This is a genomic window from Tateyamaria sp. Alg231-49 (assembly GCF_900143535.1).
Lineage (GTDB): Bacteria > Pseudomonadota > Alphaproteobacteria > Rhodobacterales > Rhodobacteraceae > Tateyamaria.
Genome location: NZ_FRFA01000018.1, coordinates 24,364 through 38,328, shown reverse-complemented (window position 1 = coordinate 38,328; position 13,965 = coordinate 24,364). Strand labels below are relative to the sequence as shown.

Below are 13,965 nucleotides of genomic sequence, written 5' to 3'. Positions count from 1 at the left end.
ACCCGGATTGGCTGCTGGGCCGAAAGCTCCGACAGAAACCTTAACGCGGCCTTAGCCAAAAACATGCACCAAGCCGTGCATACCCCGCCCACCCTCCGTGCATCGCCATTCCGCCCCTTTTCCACGCCCCAACAATCGGGCATATGACCCCAACACATTCACCCTGACCAGAGGTTAGAGACCCATGCACGACATCCGGATCATCCGCGAAAACCCCGCAGCCTTCGACGCCGCCCTTGCGCGCCGTGGGGACGCACCGGTGTCGTCTGAATTGCTGGCACTGGATGAAGCACGACGTGCCAAGATCCTAGCCGCCGAAACTGCACAGGCCGAACAGAACAAGGCCAGCAAAGAAGTCAGCGCGGCCAAAGGCCGTGGCGATGAGGCAGAGTTCGAAAGGCTGCGCACACTCATCGCAGAAAAGAAAAAAGAAATCAGTGTGATGCAGGAAGAAGCGAAGGCTTTGGATGCACAACTGACCGATCGCCTTGGCTACATCCCAAATCTGCCTGCCGATGATGTGCCAGACGGCGCAGACGAGGATGACAATGTCGAAGTCAACCGCTGGGGCACCCCGCGTGCCTTTGATTTCACACCCCGTGAACACTTCGAAATTACAGGCGTCGCCCCCTATTTGGACTTCGAGACTGCGGCCAAAATCTCGGGTAGCCGTTTTGTATTCGGCAAGGGTGCTGTGGCACGCGTCCATCGTGCATTGTCGCAATTCATGCTCGACACCCATGTCGACAAAAATGGCCTGACCGAAATCTACACCCCCGTCTTGGTGCGGGACGAAGCCATGTATGGCACTGATAAATTGCCCAAATTCGGCGAAGACAGCTATCGCACCGAAGATGGAATGTGGCTGATTCCGACCTCCGAAGTACCGCTGACCTATTCCGTAGCAGGAGATGTGATGGACGCAAGTACGCTGCCCATCCGCATGACATGCCACTCAGTGTGCTTCCGCTCCGAAGCAGGTAGCGCCGGTCGAGACACATCAGGCATGCTGCGACAGCACCAGTTCGAGAAAGTCGAGATGGTATCGATCACACATCCCGACGATAGCGAAGCAGAGCAGAAGCGCATGCTACGCTGCGCCGAAGGGATTCTGGAGGCTCTTGATATCCCGTACAGAACGGTTGTGCTGTGCACCGGGGACATGGGTTTCGGTGCGCGTCGCACCTATGACATCGAGGCGTGGTTGCCCGGTCAGAACAAATACCGCGAAATCAGCTCTGTCTCCACCACTGGCGACTTTCAGGCCCGGCGCATGAATGCGCGTTTCAAACCGGCAGATGGCGGCAAACCACAATTCGTCCACACGCTGAACGGCTCCGGCCTCGCCTTAGGGCGTTGTCTGATTGCCGTACTGGAAAACGGGCAGCAGGCGGATGGGTCGGTTAATCTACCCGCAGCACTTGCCCCCTATTTGGGTGGCAAAACGGTGCTGGGTACGGACGGAACGCTCGGCTAAATGCGCAAGGACTTGGGGCGGTAGTCACTTCGCCCCTTCCATCTGTCGCGTACCGAGACATGGGTTTCCCATTCCTGCAACGGACCTTGGCGCCATTTTTGCAAGAAAGATCGCTTGGGCGTGATCGCAGGCGCTTCCACCAATGGGTCCGGATCGCAGGGCGGGAATTTGGCGCCCTGCTCAAGCGTCAGGCGGCCCGCCCCCTGAACCACCCAGTCCAACGGGATCATCGACAGGGGTTGCTCGGCCCCGGACCCGCCGACAATGCTGTGATTGCCCACAAACCACATCTGCTGATAGGCGCGCAGAGGGCCGGTGTCACCTTCGTTAAGCCCGGTTTCACCGTCCAGATTATCCCACTTGGCGGGTTTATAGAACACACGGCGCTCATCCAGCGCGAGGGCGTGGCGGGCCGATTGCACAAGGCTCGACAGGTTCATGTCGTGAAACTTGTACTGCCGGTTCCAAAGCGAGGCGACGGGTCCAAGCAATGAGGGCGGGATGCCGCGCGCACCGACAGTGTCCCAAACGCCAATGTAGGCAATGGCCACCAATCGCGACGTATCGTTGCGCCAGGCCATATCGCTTACCGAGGTCGCAAAGCGCAGCGACATCTTGCGCCGTGCCTCGCGGATATGGGGCGCGTCAGGCATGTTGCGCTGGCCCTTTTTGCGGTACAGATCAAAGGCCGCGTTGATCCCATCCGTGCTCGTGTCTTCAATGATCCCGCATTTGCGGATCATTCCCGCAACAGATCGCGCCGTATACGCCCCGCGTGAAAAGCCGAACAAATAGATCTCGTCCCCCGCCTCATAGGCCTGCGCGATGAACTGATAGGCTTGCTTGACCTTGGCATCGAGCCCCCAGCCAAACGCGCCCCCACCATATCTGTTGAGGAACTTTTTCACCGGCCCATCAAAACGCTCATCTGTGCCAATCCCCTGAAAATAGGCGGCAACCTGCCCGCGGGCCGGGTCGCTCACCAGCGCCTGTTTTAGTTTGTGCACGCTGGTGGGTTCCTGGATCTTGGGAGAATTCCACGTTCCATCACAAAAAATCGCAATCCGGGTCATGTGTGGTCAAGTCCTTGAAATACATATGAAAGCAATAGAGAATACCCGAACGCAGCGTCGCTGAACTACTTTAAATTGTAAACGGTGGAATACCATGCCCCTGATTGTCTTGTTGTTGGCGGTTGCCTTTGCGGCCTCTCCATTGTGGGTGCCCGGGTTTGGCGGCTTTGATGCGGACCAGTTTCCGGTGCCCCAGATTGACCCGCCCGTGCAGCCCAAAGGCTATGCGTTCGCCATTTGGGGCGTGATCTATCTGTGGCTGATTGTGGGGGCCGGTTTTGGGCTGTGGAAGCGCAGAACTGCGCCAGAGTGGACGGCCATGCGCCTGCCCTTGGCGCTGTCCTTGGCGGGCGGTGCGGTTTGGTTGCCTGTGGCTGTGCGCAGCCCGGTTTGGGCGACAGTGTTGATCTGGGTAATGCTGATCACGGCACTTTGGGCACTATGGCGCGCACCGCGCACGGATGCATGGGCGGCGGCATGGCCGGTTGGCCTTTATGCGGGATGGTTAAGTGCCGCGAGTTGCGTGGCCATTGGCTTGCTTCTGGCGGGCTACGGGGTTCTGGAACAAGGCCCGGCAGCTTGGATCATGGTCAGCGTTGCGATCGCGCTGGCATGGGCTGTCCAATGGAGTTTGGGCCATGCTCCCACCTATGGCATCGCAGTGATCTGGGCGCTGGTCGCCATAGCGTTTCAGAACAGCTTTGCCGGTGTGGGGTTGCTGGCACTGGCCGGTGGCGCCGCCCTGATTTCACCCACCCTCAGGGCCGCGCGGGCGTCCAGTTAACTGCGTCGCCCGTTCGTATGTTTGCGCAATTTGCTGGGCGGTGCTTTTTTGCGGCCCTTGTAAGGGTTGGCGTCATTCTGGCCGCGCATAAAGATGCGGATGGGCGTGCCCGGCATGTCAAAGTCCAACCGTAAGCCGTTGACAAGATAGCGGTTATAGCTCTCGGGCACCTTGTCAGGATGACTGCACATCACAACAAACCCCGGCGGGCGGGTTTTGGCTTGGGTCATGTAGCGCAGCTTGATCCGCTTGCCTTGCGGCGCTGGCGGCGGGTGCGCCTCGAGCATACCGGTCAGCCAACGGTTCAGTTGCGCGGTGCTTACGCGGCGGTTCCAAACCTCATAGGCGCGCAGGATTGCGTCATGCAAACGGTCCATGCCGCGGCCCGTCTTGGCAGACACGGTGATCAATGGAGCACCTTTCAGCTGCGGCAGCAAACGCTCAAAGCTTTCCTTGAGATCGCGCAGTTTGGCCTGCTTGTCCTCTTCCACGTCCCATTTGTTGATGGCAACGACGACAGCGCGCCCTTCCCGTTCGGCCAGATCTGCGATGCGCAGGTCTTGCTGTTCAAACGGAATGGCAGCATCCAGCAGCACCACGACCACTTCGGCGAATTTGACCGCCCGCAGACCGTCGCCCACGCTCAGCTTTTCCAGCTTTTCCTGTACCTTGGCCTTTTTGCGCATGCCAGCCGTGTCAAAGATACGCATCGGCGTGCCGTTCCAGTCGGTGCGCAGCGAAATCGCATCACGGGTGATCCCGGCCTCTGGCCCCGTCAACAGGCGATCTTCCCCGACGATCTGGTTGATCAACGTGGATTTACCCGCATTGGGGCGCCCAACCACGGCCACCTGCAAGGGCTTGGCGTTTGTGGGTTGTGGGATTGCATCGGGATCGTCGTCTTCTTCATCAAGGTCTACATCGACCTCAGGAGCCTCCGACCGCTCGTTTTCGGCATGCAGGTCGGCTAAAGGTTGCAACTGTGTATACAGGTCGTTCAGACCCTCACCATGCTCAGCTGACAAACGGATCGGCTCACCCAGACCCAGATTGTACGCCTCAAGAACACCTGCATCCGCAGCAGCGCCTTCGGCCTTGTTCGCGGCCAGCAAAACATGCGCCGAGCGTTTGCGCAGGATGTCGGCAAATATCTCGTCCGTCGGGGTAATTCCGGTGCGTGCATCGATCATGAACAGGCAGACATCAGCCATGTCCACGGCCCGCTCGGTCAGGCGGCGCATGCGCCCCTGCAGGCTGTCATCGGTCACTTCTTCCAATCCAGCCGTGTCAATCACGGTAAAACGGAGATCAGCCAGACGCGCAGCACCTTCACGCAAATCACGTGTCACACCCGGTTGATCATCGACAAGCGCAAGGCGCTTGCCCACAAGGCGGTTGAACAGGGTCGATTTGCCCACATTGGGGCGGCCGACAATGGCGAGGGTCAGGGTCATGGGTCTGGTCCGAACGGATAGGAGTCGCGCACATAGACCAAATGCGCGCCCGCGAAAAGCACCTAAAGTTTTGGTCGCCTCTTAGCGGTAGGCAACCAGTTGCCCCTTGCGGTCGACAAGGTACAACGTCTGACCGGCCACGACCGGCGCTGTAGACGCCCCATTTGGCACCTCAGTCGCCTCAACCAAAGTACCAGATACAGGGTCAAAGCTGCGCATTAGTCCGTCAGATGAAGCGACAATCAAACGTCCTCCGGCCAGAATGGGGCCATGTTGGGCATAGACCTCGGCCTGCCGCCCCTGCTTGACGTCCACGAAGCCGGGCAATGACGTTCCCCAGATCCGCGCGCCATTGCTTGCATCAAGGCGCAGCAATTCGTTGCGATCACTGACCAAAAAGACGCTGCCGCCGACAGGAAGAACAGTGTCGACCGCCCCCTCGTTCGCTGTCCAAATGCGTGCACCGCTGCGCGCATTTACAGCCACAGTGCGTCCTGACTGGTTTCCGGCATAGATCACATTGCCCACCGCAATGGGCCGCCCGGTCACATCATCATACTTGGACAGAGCCCGCCCCTTGCGTTCGCCCAGCACAGAGGCATCCCAGCGGCGCAACCCACCCTTGCTGAACACCGCCTGCATCTCGCCAGAGCCGAATGAAAAGACGGTCAGCCCGGCCACAACAACCGGTGCAGGCGCGCCAAGCACATTTGTCGGGCTGTCTGATCCGGTGACTTGCCAGGCCAAGCGACCGTCTGATTTGTTCAGCGCCCAGCCAGTGTCGTCCCCGGCCATAATATAGATCAGATCACCAAACACCGTGGGCCGGCCCGATCCCGTCGCCTCAAGGTCTTGGACCCAGATGATATTCCCGGTGGTGGCATCAAGTGCGGTCAGGGCACCAAAGCCGGTGGAGACATAAACAACATTGCCATCAGCGGCGAGGCCACCGCCAGTCGCATCCCCTTCTTCGGCACCGTCAGGCAACACATTGCGTTGCCACAAAACCGCTCCTGACGTCGACACGGCAGTTACCGTGGTTTGCGCATCCAGCGTAAAGATGCGCCCCCCAGACACCACAGGATCCGCAACAATGCGGTGCTTGCGGCTGTCGCCTTCACCTATGTCTACGGCAAAAATCTGGCGCAGCGGTTTCCCAAGGCTTGGATGATCCGTGCGGAACGCTTGGGTGCCAAAGCTCTGGGCGGCATCTGCATTTGCCACCTGCCCCGGCAGTTGAATGCCGCGCGCTTCGTCCGCCGTAGCCTCAGGCGCGTCCGTGTCTGACTGTGTCAGGACCGAGCTTACATCTTCGCGCGGGCCAGGCAGGATAAATTCTCTTTCTTCACAGGCCGCCAGCAGTGTCAGTGAAACGACGCCCAAGCCCAGAACGAATTGCTTGCGCGCAAAAGATCGCCCTTTGGTCGCGCCATGCTCTGTCATGCCAGTGCCCTCACCCATCCTCGGCGGTCTCGGTGGCCTGCGGCGCGCCGCCCAAAGCCACCATCGCTTGTAGGGCACGGCGTTGCAAGCCTGAGGTCACCTCGGCATCGTCCATGATTGTCTGAAACCGCTCCAGTGCCGCATCAGTGTCGCCTGCTTCGACATCCAGCAAAGCCAGTTGCTCTTCGGCCAGCAAACGCAGGCGCACACCGGGGACGGCCAAAGCCTCAAATCCGGCACGGCGCAATTCTGCATCCATACTGTTAGATTGCAGGATCAGCGATTTGAACGATGCCACCTGACGGTAGATCAGCGGCACTTCGGCGTTGCCCGCCACAGACTGCAACGTCTGCACAGCCTCTTCGGTCTGCCCCGCCTCGGCCTGTGCGCCCGCCGTCATAAAGGCAAGAACAGCCGCTCCCTGTTCCGTCTCGCTGGTAACATCCGCCAATGCGCCCGCACGGGCCACATCGTCATTGCTCGACAAAGCGGCCAGCATGGCATCCCCAAGAGCCTGCGCCTTGGCGGTCTCCTGATCCTTGCGGTATTCGTTGTAAGCAGCCGCTGCCACGATCGATATGATGGCAAGGGCTGCAATCCAGCCATACTTTCGCAAGTAGCCATAGAGGCGGTCACGCCGCACTTCTTCGTTGACTTCTTCGATAAAACTGTCGGTGTCGCTCACGCCCGGCGCTCCCCAGATTTTCGGCGCGTTGTGCCCACGCCCGCTCAGATTTCGCGCTCCTCTTAACCCGCCCGTGCGCCCAAGCCAAGAGCGACAAAGACACGCCTGATGCCCGGCATTTGATCACCATTGCGAAAAATGCGTAAAAAAAGTAATCTGAACTGGTTAGTTCAGTCGTAAAGTCCCATATAGCACAACAATCGCGCAGTGATGCGTGCACAATTATGCTGACGGAGAGCGAAAATGCGGGTTGTTTCGGTTATTTTGGCCGTATTGGTGGCCACAGGGCTTTACCTTGTTGTGATTGAACGCGAATGGACCATGGCCAGACTGGCCGGGATGTCAGAGGGCGACGCTCCCCAAACCACTGAGGAAACGGCCGATGCAGAGGCTGTAGAAGCTGATCCTGTGGACGCAAGTGCCCTGATCAAGGTCGTTGCACGCAAATCTATCGCCCGCGAAATCGACAGCGCCGTCATCCTGCGTGGCCAGACCGAAGCGATGCGCGAAGTCATGGTGCGGGCCGAGACATCTTCTACTGTGGTGTCCCCGCCCTTGCGCAAGGGCGAGTTCATCGAAGAAAACCAGTTGATGTGCGAACTGTCTCCCGGCACGCGCGACTCAGCTCTGGAAGAGGCGCGTGCGCGTCTGGCCGAAGCCATCGCCGGCAAGACCGAAGCCGAAAGCCGTGTGCCCGAGGCGCAATCCCGCGTGGTCGAGGCTCAGGCCCGCATCGACGAAGCACTTGTAAACCAAAACGCCGCCCGCCGCCTGAGCGAAGGCGGCTTTGCCGCAGAAACCCGCGTGAAATCGGCTGATGCCAGCCTTGCCGCCGCGCAGGCCGCGCTTGAAGCTGCGAAAGCCGGTGTAATCGGAGCCACCTCGGGCCTGCAATCCGCCGATGCACGTATTGAAAGCGCCGAAGCTGCCATCGCCACGGCAGAAAAGGAATTGGAGCGCATCGAAATCCGCGCGCCTTTTGCCGGTCTGCTCGAAAGTGACACAGCCGAACTGGGCAGCCTGCTTCAGCCGGGTGATCTTTGCGCGACGGTGATCCAGCTTGATCCCATTAAATTGGTGGCATTTGTTCCCGAAACCGAAGTTCAACGCGTGATCGTAGGCGCGCCTTCGCGCGCCGAACTGGCCGCAGGTGGCGCGCCGATCACCGGCATCGTCAAGTTCCTGTCGCGCTCTTCTGATCCCACAACCCGCACCTTCCGCGTTGAGATCGACGTGCCCAACCCCGAACTAGCGATCCGCGACGGGCAAACGGCAGAGATTTACATTTCGGCTCCCGGTTCCAAAGCCCACTTGTTGCCGCCCTCTGCGTTGACCCTCAACGCCGAAGGTCAGTTGGGTCTGCGCACACTGGACAGCGACAGCCTTGTTGTCTTTGTGCCGGTTCAGGTTCTGCGCGACACGACCAACGGTGTCTGGCTGACCGGCCTGCCGGATGAGGCAGACGTGATCGTCGTCGGACAAGAGTTCGTGACCGCAGGCGTCAAAGTCGCCCCAACCTTTCAGGAGCAAACCCAATGACAGGTATTGTTGACTGGGCCGCGTCTCGTGCGCGGATGGTGCTTGCCTTTATTATCCTGTCTCTGGCGGTCGGGACCTTTGCCTATGTCAGCCTGCCCAAAGAGGGTGAGCCGGACATCGAGATCCCAACGCTTGTCATCTCGGTTCCCTTCCCCGGCATTTCAGCATCTGATTCCGAAACGCTGCTGGTGCAGCCGATGGAAACTGAACTTGCCGATCTCGACGGGCTTGACCGAATGACCTCCACCGCGGCCGAAGGGTATGCCAACGTGGTGCTGGAATTCGAATTCGGCTGGGACAAGACCCAAGTTATGGCTGACGTGCGCGACGCCATGGATGGCGCCGAGGCCGATTTCCCCGACGGGTTCGAACAATATACACTGGACGAGTTCAACTTTTCCGAATTCCCGATCATCATCGTGAATCTGTCTGGCCCCGTGCCTGAACGCACGATCACCCGCTTTGCCAAAGACTTGCAGGACGACATCGAGGTAATGGATGCGGTGCTCGAAGCGTCCATCGTGGGCAGCCGCGATGAGATGGTCGAGGTCATTATCGACCCCCTGCGCCTTGAGGCCTATAACGTCACCGCCGCCGAACTGATCAACGTTGTGCGCAACAACAACCAACTGATCGCGGCCGGTGAAATCGAAACCGCACAGGGCGCATTCGCGGTCAAAATCCCATCGTCGTTCAACGAAGTCAGCGACATTTACGATCTGCCCGTCAAAACCAATGGCGACCGCGTTGTGACCCTTGGGGACCTCGCCCAGATCAACCTCACGTTTGAAGACCGCCTGTCCACCGCCCGCTTCAACGGCAACGACACGGTCGCGCTGCAAGTGGTCAAACGCAAGGGCTACAACCTGATCGACACCGCCACGGCCGTCAAAACAATGGTGCACGAGCGCGTCGATGAATGGCCCGACGGCCTCAAGGTCGCGGTAGACGTCGGCACGTCCAACGACCAAAGCCGCGAAGTGGCAGGCATGGTCAGCCAGCTTCAGGGCTCTGTCTTTACGGCCATCGCGCTGGTTATGATCGTCTCGCTGGCGGCTCTTGGTCCGCGCGCGTCGTTGCTCGTCGGCTTTGCCATTCCGACATCGTTCCTGCTCTGTTTCGTGCTGCTGGCGATCATGGGTATCTCCATCTCGAACATCGTGATGTTTGGCCTGATCCTGTCCGTTGGGATGCTGGTGGATGGCGCAATCGTGGTTGTTGAATACGCCGACAAGCGCCAGCAAGAAGGCGCCGGGCCTATGCAATCCTACGTGGATGCGGCCAAGCGGATGTTCTGGCCTGTGGTCTCTTCCACGGCCACAACCCTCTGTGCCTTCCTGCCGATGCTGTTCTGGCCCGGTGTGCCCGGTGAATTCATGGGCATGCTACCTGTGACTCTGATCTTCGTTCTGTCAGCCTCGCTGATCGTGGCCTTGATCTACCTGCCCGTGATGGGCGGGGTTCTGGGGCGGCTGACCACGTGGATTTCGGCCAAAAGCGGCAACATCGCCCATCTGCCGATGCTGGCGCACCTCTTCCTGTTCCCGCTCGCGTTCTTGCTGCTTGCAGGCCTCGGCGTGATCCCGGTCCTGCAAGGCTTCGTGTCGGCTGAATTCGCGGCTATGGATCAGCAAAACACCACCGGCTCTGTGCTTCCAACTTTCCTAACAGTGTTTGGCTATGCGCTTGCCATGGTCACACTCGTGGGCCTCGCGCTCAGCGGCATTGTGTTGGCTTTCCTCGCTGCGGGGGCGCTGTTCGTGCGCCTTGGCTGGGCCAGCCAGTGGGCCGGGCGCAAGATGTTCGGACAAAGCAACCGCAAGGTGCGCTCCGGGTACCAACGCTCGGGCTTTGGCTATGTGATCCAAGGGATCGTCGGCAACCCGTTGATGCCGCTTGTGATGGTCGCCGCTGTTTTCGTCTTCGTTGGCACCACGCTTATCTACTTCATCAACAACAACCGCGGTGTCGAATTCTTTGTCGAGACAGAGGCCGAACAGGCCATCGTCTACGTGCTGGCACGCGGGAACTTGTCGCTGGATGAAAAAGACGCCCTGCTGCGTCAGGCCGAAGAGGTTGTGATCAACCACCCCGGTATCCGCAGCGCCTTTTCCTTCGCCGGCAACGGCGGCCTCAACGCCAATACAGGCGGGGCCGGCGCGCCCAAAGATGCCATCGGACAAATCCAGCTCGAAACCATTCCATGGGAGGAAAGGCCTGAAGCGACGGAACCTTGGTTCACCATCCCCCTGCTCGGCTACGCCGTCACGCGCGAGATCAAGGCGCACGAATATGACGGTGACTCGATCATGGAAGAGATCGGCGACCAGCTGGCTGAAATCCCTGGCATCCGGACCGAAGCCCTCGCCCTCGCCCAAGGCCCAGCAACCGGCAAGCCGGTTCATCTGCGCCTGAAGGGCAACAACTGGGACGACCTGATGGCCGCCACCGCGCAAACCCGCGCGCAGTTCGAGGCCACGGATGGTCTCATCACAATCGAAGACACGCGTCCCCTGCCCGGCATTGACTGGCAGATCGATGTGGACGTGGAAAAAGCAGGGCGTTACGGCGCGGACGTGGCCACAGTGGGCGCGATGGTGCAACTGGTCACACGCGGTCTATGGCTCGACAACATGCGCGTCGACACCTCGGATGAGGAAATCGAAATCCGCGTGCGCTTGCCCGAAGAAGACAGGGTGCTGTCCACCCTCGACACGCTCAAGGTGCGCACCGGCGACGGCCTCGTGCCCTTGGCCAACTTCATCACCCGCACGCCTGTGGCTGAACTCGCGCAAATCAATCGCGTCGATCAGGTACGCTATTTCGACGTAAAGGCCGACGTGCTGGCCGGTTTGCAAAAACTAGTCACCACCCAAGAGGTCGAAGGAGCGGACGTCGAGGTGGTTTCTGCCATCCTGCGCCCCTCCCCGAGTGGTGAGATCACCTTTGAAGATGGTACAACCTTCACTGTCTTTACGGTGAACGAGAGCGGGCGCGACGTTGATCTGCAAGCGGCCATCGACTCAGGCGACCTGCGCGTGGTCCCGATCAATGCAAACGAACGGGTTCAAGAGATCAGCAAATGGCTGGAAACCGATCCACTCCCTGCCGGACTGGACTATGAATGGACAGGCGATCAGCAGGAACAAGAGGAATCAGGCGCCTTCCTGATGAAGGCCTTTGCGGGCGCGCTGTTTTTGATGTTCATCATCCTGCTGGCGCAGTTCAACAGCTTTTATAATGCGATCCTCGTGTTGCTGGCCGTTGTGCTTTCGACAGCCGGGGTGCTGTGGGGGATGCTGATCATGGATCAGACATTCTCGATCATCATGACGGGCACAGGGATTGTGGCCCTTGCCGGGATCGTGGTGAACAACAACATCGTGCTGATCGACACCTATCAGGAATACGAACGTTATATGCCCCGGATCGAAGCGATCATTCGCACCGCTCAGGATCGTATCCGCCCCGTGTTGCTGACAACGATTACGACAATGGCGGGTCTGGCCCCGATGATGTTCGGGCTTAGCCTCGATTTTGGCGGCGGTGGCTATACCGTGGACAGCCCCACAGCCCTGTGGTGGAAACAGCTGGCAACCGCCGTGGTCTTCGGTCTTGGGATCGCCACGGTCCTGACGCTGATGATCACCCCGTCCCTGCTGGCCATGCGGGTCTGGGTTGTGACCTATGCCGAATGGTTCAGCCAGCTTTTGGCCAAAATGTCTCTGGGCCGTGCCAGCGTCGCAGCGCGTGACTGGTCGCTGTCACGCCAGACCAGCAAGATGACAAGCCGTGAACTGGTCTGGGATTTTGATGACGAACCCCAAAGCAGGGCATCGAAGTCAGATTTGCCATTCGCGAATGCGGCATCCCTTAAGGCGGCTGAGTAAGCAAAGCGTAGGATAGGCAGCCGTGCCTATCCTTTCCGGCAGGTGAAACCACGTGGCTCCGTTACAGGCGTGCGCCCTCTTGCAGGGCACGAAATCGCAAATCCTGATGCATCCAGCGTGCGCCAAACCCGTGCCATGCGGCCCCAAGAACAACGACGCATTTTCGGGCCAACACGCGCCACCCTACTCGGTTTAACCCGGGTCAGGGCGAACCTTGATCTGCACGTTCAGCCCACACAGATCGCTGGGCGGAGGACCGACGCAATTTGCATCCCAACCAGAGAACTGCCAAGATTGTCGTGAAATAAATGAAGAAAGCGCGTTATGAAAATATTGACCACAACCGTTGCGACCTTGGCTTTGGCTTTGAGCTTTGGCACTGCAGAATTGGCATCGGCAAAAGACAAAGGTGGCTCCGGTAAAGGAGCCAAGAAGGTTCAGGTCGACAAAAAGCCCGGAAAAGGCGCCAAGAAAATCCCTCCGGGACAGGTCAAACGCTACACACGCGGAGCCAAGCTGCCTTCTGATCTTGGGTTTGAGGACATTGGTGATTTGTCAAAATGGAACCTCAAGGCGCCCGGAAAAGGGAACAAATACATACGCGTAGATGACGAAATCCTTGAGGTCACCGAAGATCTTTCGACGGTCGTTGATGCCGTCGGTATCGTAGGCGATTTGCTGAAGTAAAAGACGGGCCTGCCCTTAGGTCTCTAAACGGGTTGAATTGTGCCAAGGCACTGTTCACCCGACGCGAAAATGTCGGGGCATTGTCGATCGAGACGGGCACTGCGGTGCCGTCTCGATTTGGCGGGGTCCCCTCTGCCCGCTTGATGCGGTTTTCACGACAACTCTGTGATCATCCACCTCTCTGTCAGGCCTTACGCCAGCGGCCCAGAGCAAACGCAATCACGCCGCCCTCTGTAGAACACAAGACCGGTTGAGCGCGCATCACAAAGCGCCAGATCACCCGTTTCCGCTGTGCGACCACGCACGACAACCGCCCATAAAACCGCCAAACCACGCAATCGCGTTGCCGGATCGCGTTTCTCATTGGCCGAAACCCCGTGAACAGCTATGGTGGGATAATTCCAGACACGATCCGATTTACGACCACACCACATGATTTGAGAACGCAATGAGCCAGATGTTTCAGATTGCGGCCATCGCCATTGCCACGCTCGGCACCGGCGCGGCAACCATGACCGTCATGCAGAGCGACATACCGGACTTTGCCGTGCCACAGGGCGACTGGGCCGCTGGCAACGCATTGGACGGCAAATCCTTTCAGGTGGTGGGCAAAGACCTCAAATCAGGAGAGATCCTGGAAGATGAATTTACCTTCGTCGACGGCGCTTTCAAATCCATCAATTGCCAAGCCTATTGCGACTTTGGCTGGACCACCTACCAGACCAGAACCGACGGGGACATGATCCACTTTGTGTCTCGCCCCGTGTGCCCCGACGCGCCGCATCAAATTGTGTTCTACGGCACGATCACCGGCGAAGATGTCCAGTTCGAAGGCAGCTGGACCACCCGGCGCTGGTACTGGACCCACCAGATCACATTTGCCGGATCGGGTGCGCAGATGCCGGCCTCAGACACCAGTGTCTCGGGGTGAGG

General features: G+C 59.1%; 10 protein-coding genes. 6 read left to right on the top strand and 4 right to left on the bottom strand.

Going from position 1 to position 13,965, the window contains the following annotated elements; genetic code table 11:
- The first annotated feature begins 184 nt into the window (after window positions 1–184).
- Entirely contained in the window at window positions 185–1,477 is a 1,293-nt protein-coding gene (serS, locus tag DHN60_RS19035) for a serine--tRNA ligase (protein ID WP_108838903.1), read from the top strand.
- Here serS and DHN60_RS19030 read toward each other — a convergent pair.
- Window positions 1,474–2,550, bottom strand: coding sequence for a DUF2235 domain-containing protein (locus DHN60_RS19030; protein ID WP_108838902.1), 1,077 nt, complete (start codon window positions 2,548–2,550; stop codon window positions 1,474–1,476). The genes serS and DHN60_RS19030 overlap by 4 nt on opposite strands.
- 94 nt (window positions 2,551–2,644) lie before the next feature.
- Here DHN60_RS19030 and DHN60_RS19025 point away from each other — a divergent pair, with 94 nt between their 5' ends.
- Complete coding sequence (locus tag DHN60_RS19025) at window positions 2,645–3,334, top strand: tryptophan-rich sensory protein (RefSeq protein WP_108838901.1); 690 nt, start codon at window positions 2,645–2,647, stop codon at window positions 3,332–3,334.
- On the opposite strand, the gene der is transcribed toward DHN60_RS19025, so the two are convergent.
- The 3 genes from der to DHN60_RS19010 all read right to left on the bottom strand — a co-directional run bounded on the left by der (window position 3,331) and on the right by DHN60_RS19010 (window position 6,916).
- Entirely contained in the window at window positions 3,331–4,788 is a 1,458-nt protein-coding gene (der, locus tag DHN60_RS19020; RefSeq protein ID WP_108838900.1) for a ribosome biogenesis GTPase Der, read from the bottom strand. The genes DHN60_RS19025 and der overlap by 4 nt on opposite strands.
- An 81-nt stretch (window positions 4,789–4,869) precedes the next feature.
- Window positions 4,870–6,231: a PQQ-like beta-propeller repeat protein gene (locus DHN60_RS19015; RefSeq protein WP_108838951.1), complete on the bottom strand. Its 1,362-nt coding sequence runs from the start codon at window positions 6,229–6,231 to the stop codon at window positions 4,870–4,872.
- Window positions 6,232–6,241: 10 nt separating this feature from the next.
- Window positions 6,242–6,916, bottom strand: a complete 675-nt coding sequence (locus tag DHN60_RS19010) for a hypothetical protein (protein WP_108838899.1) — start codon at window positions 6,914–6,916, stop codon at window positions 6,242–6,244.
- A gap of 243 nt (window positions 6,917–7,159) precedes the next feature.
- Here DHN60_RS19010 and DHN60_RS19005 point away from each other — a divergent pair, with 243 nt between their 5' ends.
- The 4 genes from DHN60_RS19005 to DHN60_RS18985 all read left to right on the top strand — a co-directional run bounded on the left by DHN60_RS19005 (window position 7,160) and on the right by DHN60_RS18985 (window position 13,963).
- On the top strand, window positions 7,160–8,455 hold the full coding sequence (locus DHN60_RS19005; RefSeq protein WP_108838898.1) for an efflux RND transporter periplasmic adaptor subunit: 1,296 nt from the start codon (window positions 7,160–7,162) through the stop codon (window positions 8,453–8,455).
- Window positions 8,452–12,345, top strand: coding sequence for an efflux RND transporter permease subunit (locus DHN60_RS19000; RefSeq protein ID WP_108838897.1), 3,894 nt, complete (start codon window positions 8,452–8,454; stop codon window positions 12,343–12,345). The genes DHN60_RS19005 and DHN60_RS19000 overlap by 4 nt, the downstream gene beginning before the upstream one ends.
- A 324-nt stretch (window positions 12,346–12,669) precedes the next feature.
- Window positions 12,670–13,032, top strand: coding sequence for a hypothetical protein (locus tag DHN60_RS18995; RefSeq protein ID WP_108838896.1), 363 nt, complete (start codon window positions 12,670–12,672; stop codon window positions 13,030–13,032).
- 448 nt (window positions 13,033–13,480) lie between these two features.
- The gene (locus DHN60_RS18985; protein WP_108838894.1) at window positions 13,481–13,963 is read left to right on the top strand and encodes a hypothetical protein; all 483 of its coding nucleotides are present in this window, start codon (window positions 13,481–13,483) and stop codon (window positions 13,961–13,963) included.
- The last annotated feature ends 2 nt before the right edge of the window (window positions 13,964–13,965 follow it).

Coding starts and splice junctions, on each gene's coding strand:
- serS (WP_108838903.1), top strand. CDS start 185: ATGCACGACATCCGGATCATCCGCGAAAACCCCGCAGCCTTCGACGCC.
- DHN60_RS19030 (WP_108838902.1), bottom strand. CDS start 2,550: ATGACCCGGATTGCGATTTTTTGTGATGGAACGTGGAATTCTCCCAAG.
- DHN60_RS19025 (WP_108838901.1), top strand. CDS start 2,645: ATGCCCCTGATTGTCTTGTTGTTGGCGGTTGCCTTTGCGGCCTCTCCA.
- der (WP_108838900.1), bottom strand. CDS start 4,788: ATGACCCTGACCCTCGCCATTGTCGGCCGCCCCAATGTGGGCAAATCG.
- DHN60_RS19015 (WP_108838951.1), bottom strand. CDS start 6,231: ATGACAGAGCATGGCGCGACCAAAGGGCGATCTTTTGCGCGCAAGCAA.
- DHN60_RS19005 (WP_108838898.1), top strand. CDS start 7,160: ATGCGGGTTGTTTCGGTTATTTTGGCCGTATTGGTGGCCACAGGGCTT.
- DHN60_RS19000 (WP_108838897.1), top strand. CDS start 8,452: ATGACAGGTATTGTTGACTGGGCCGCGTCTCGTGCGCGGATGGTGCTT.
- DHN60_RS18995 (WP_108838896.1), top strand. CDS start 12,670: ATGAAAATATTGACCACAACCGTTGCGACCTTGGCTTTGGCTTTGAGC.
- DHN60_RS18985 (WP_108838894.1), top strand. CDS start 13,481: ATGAGCCAGATGTTTCAGATTGCGGCCATCGCCATTGCCACGCTCGGC.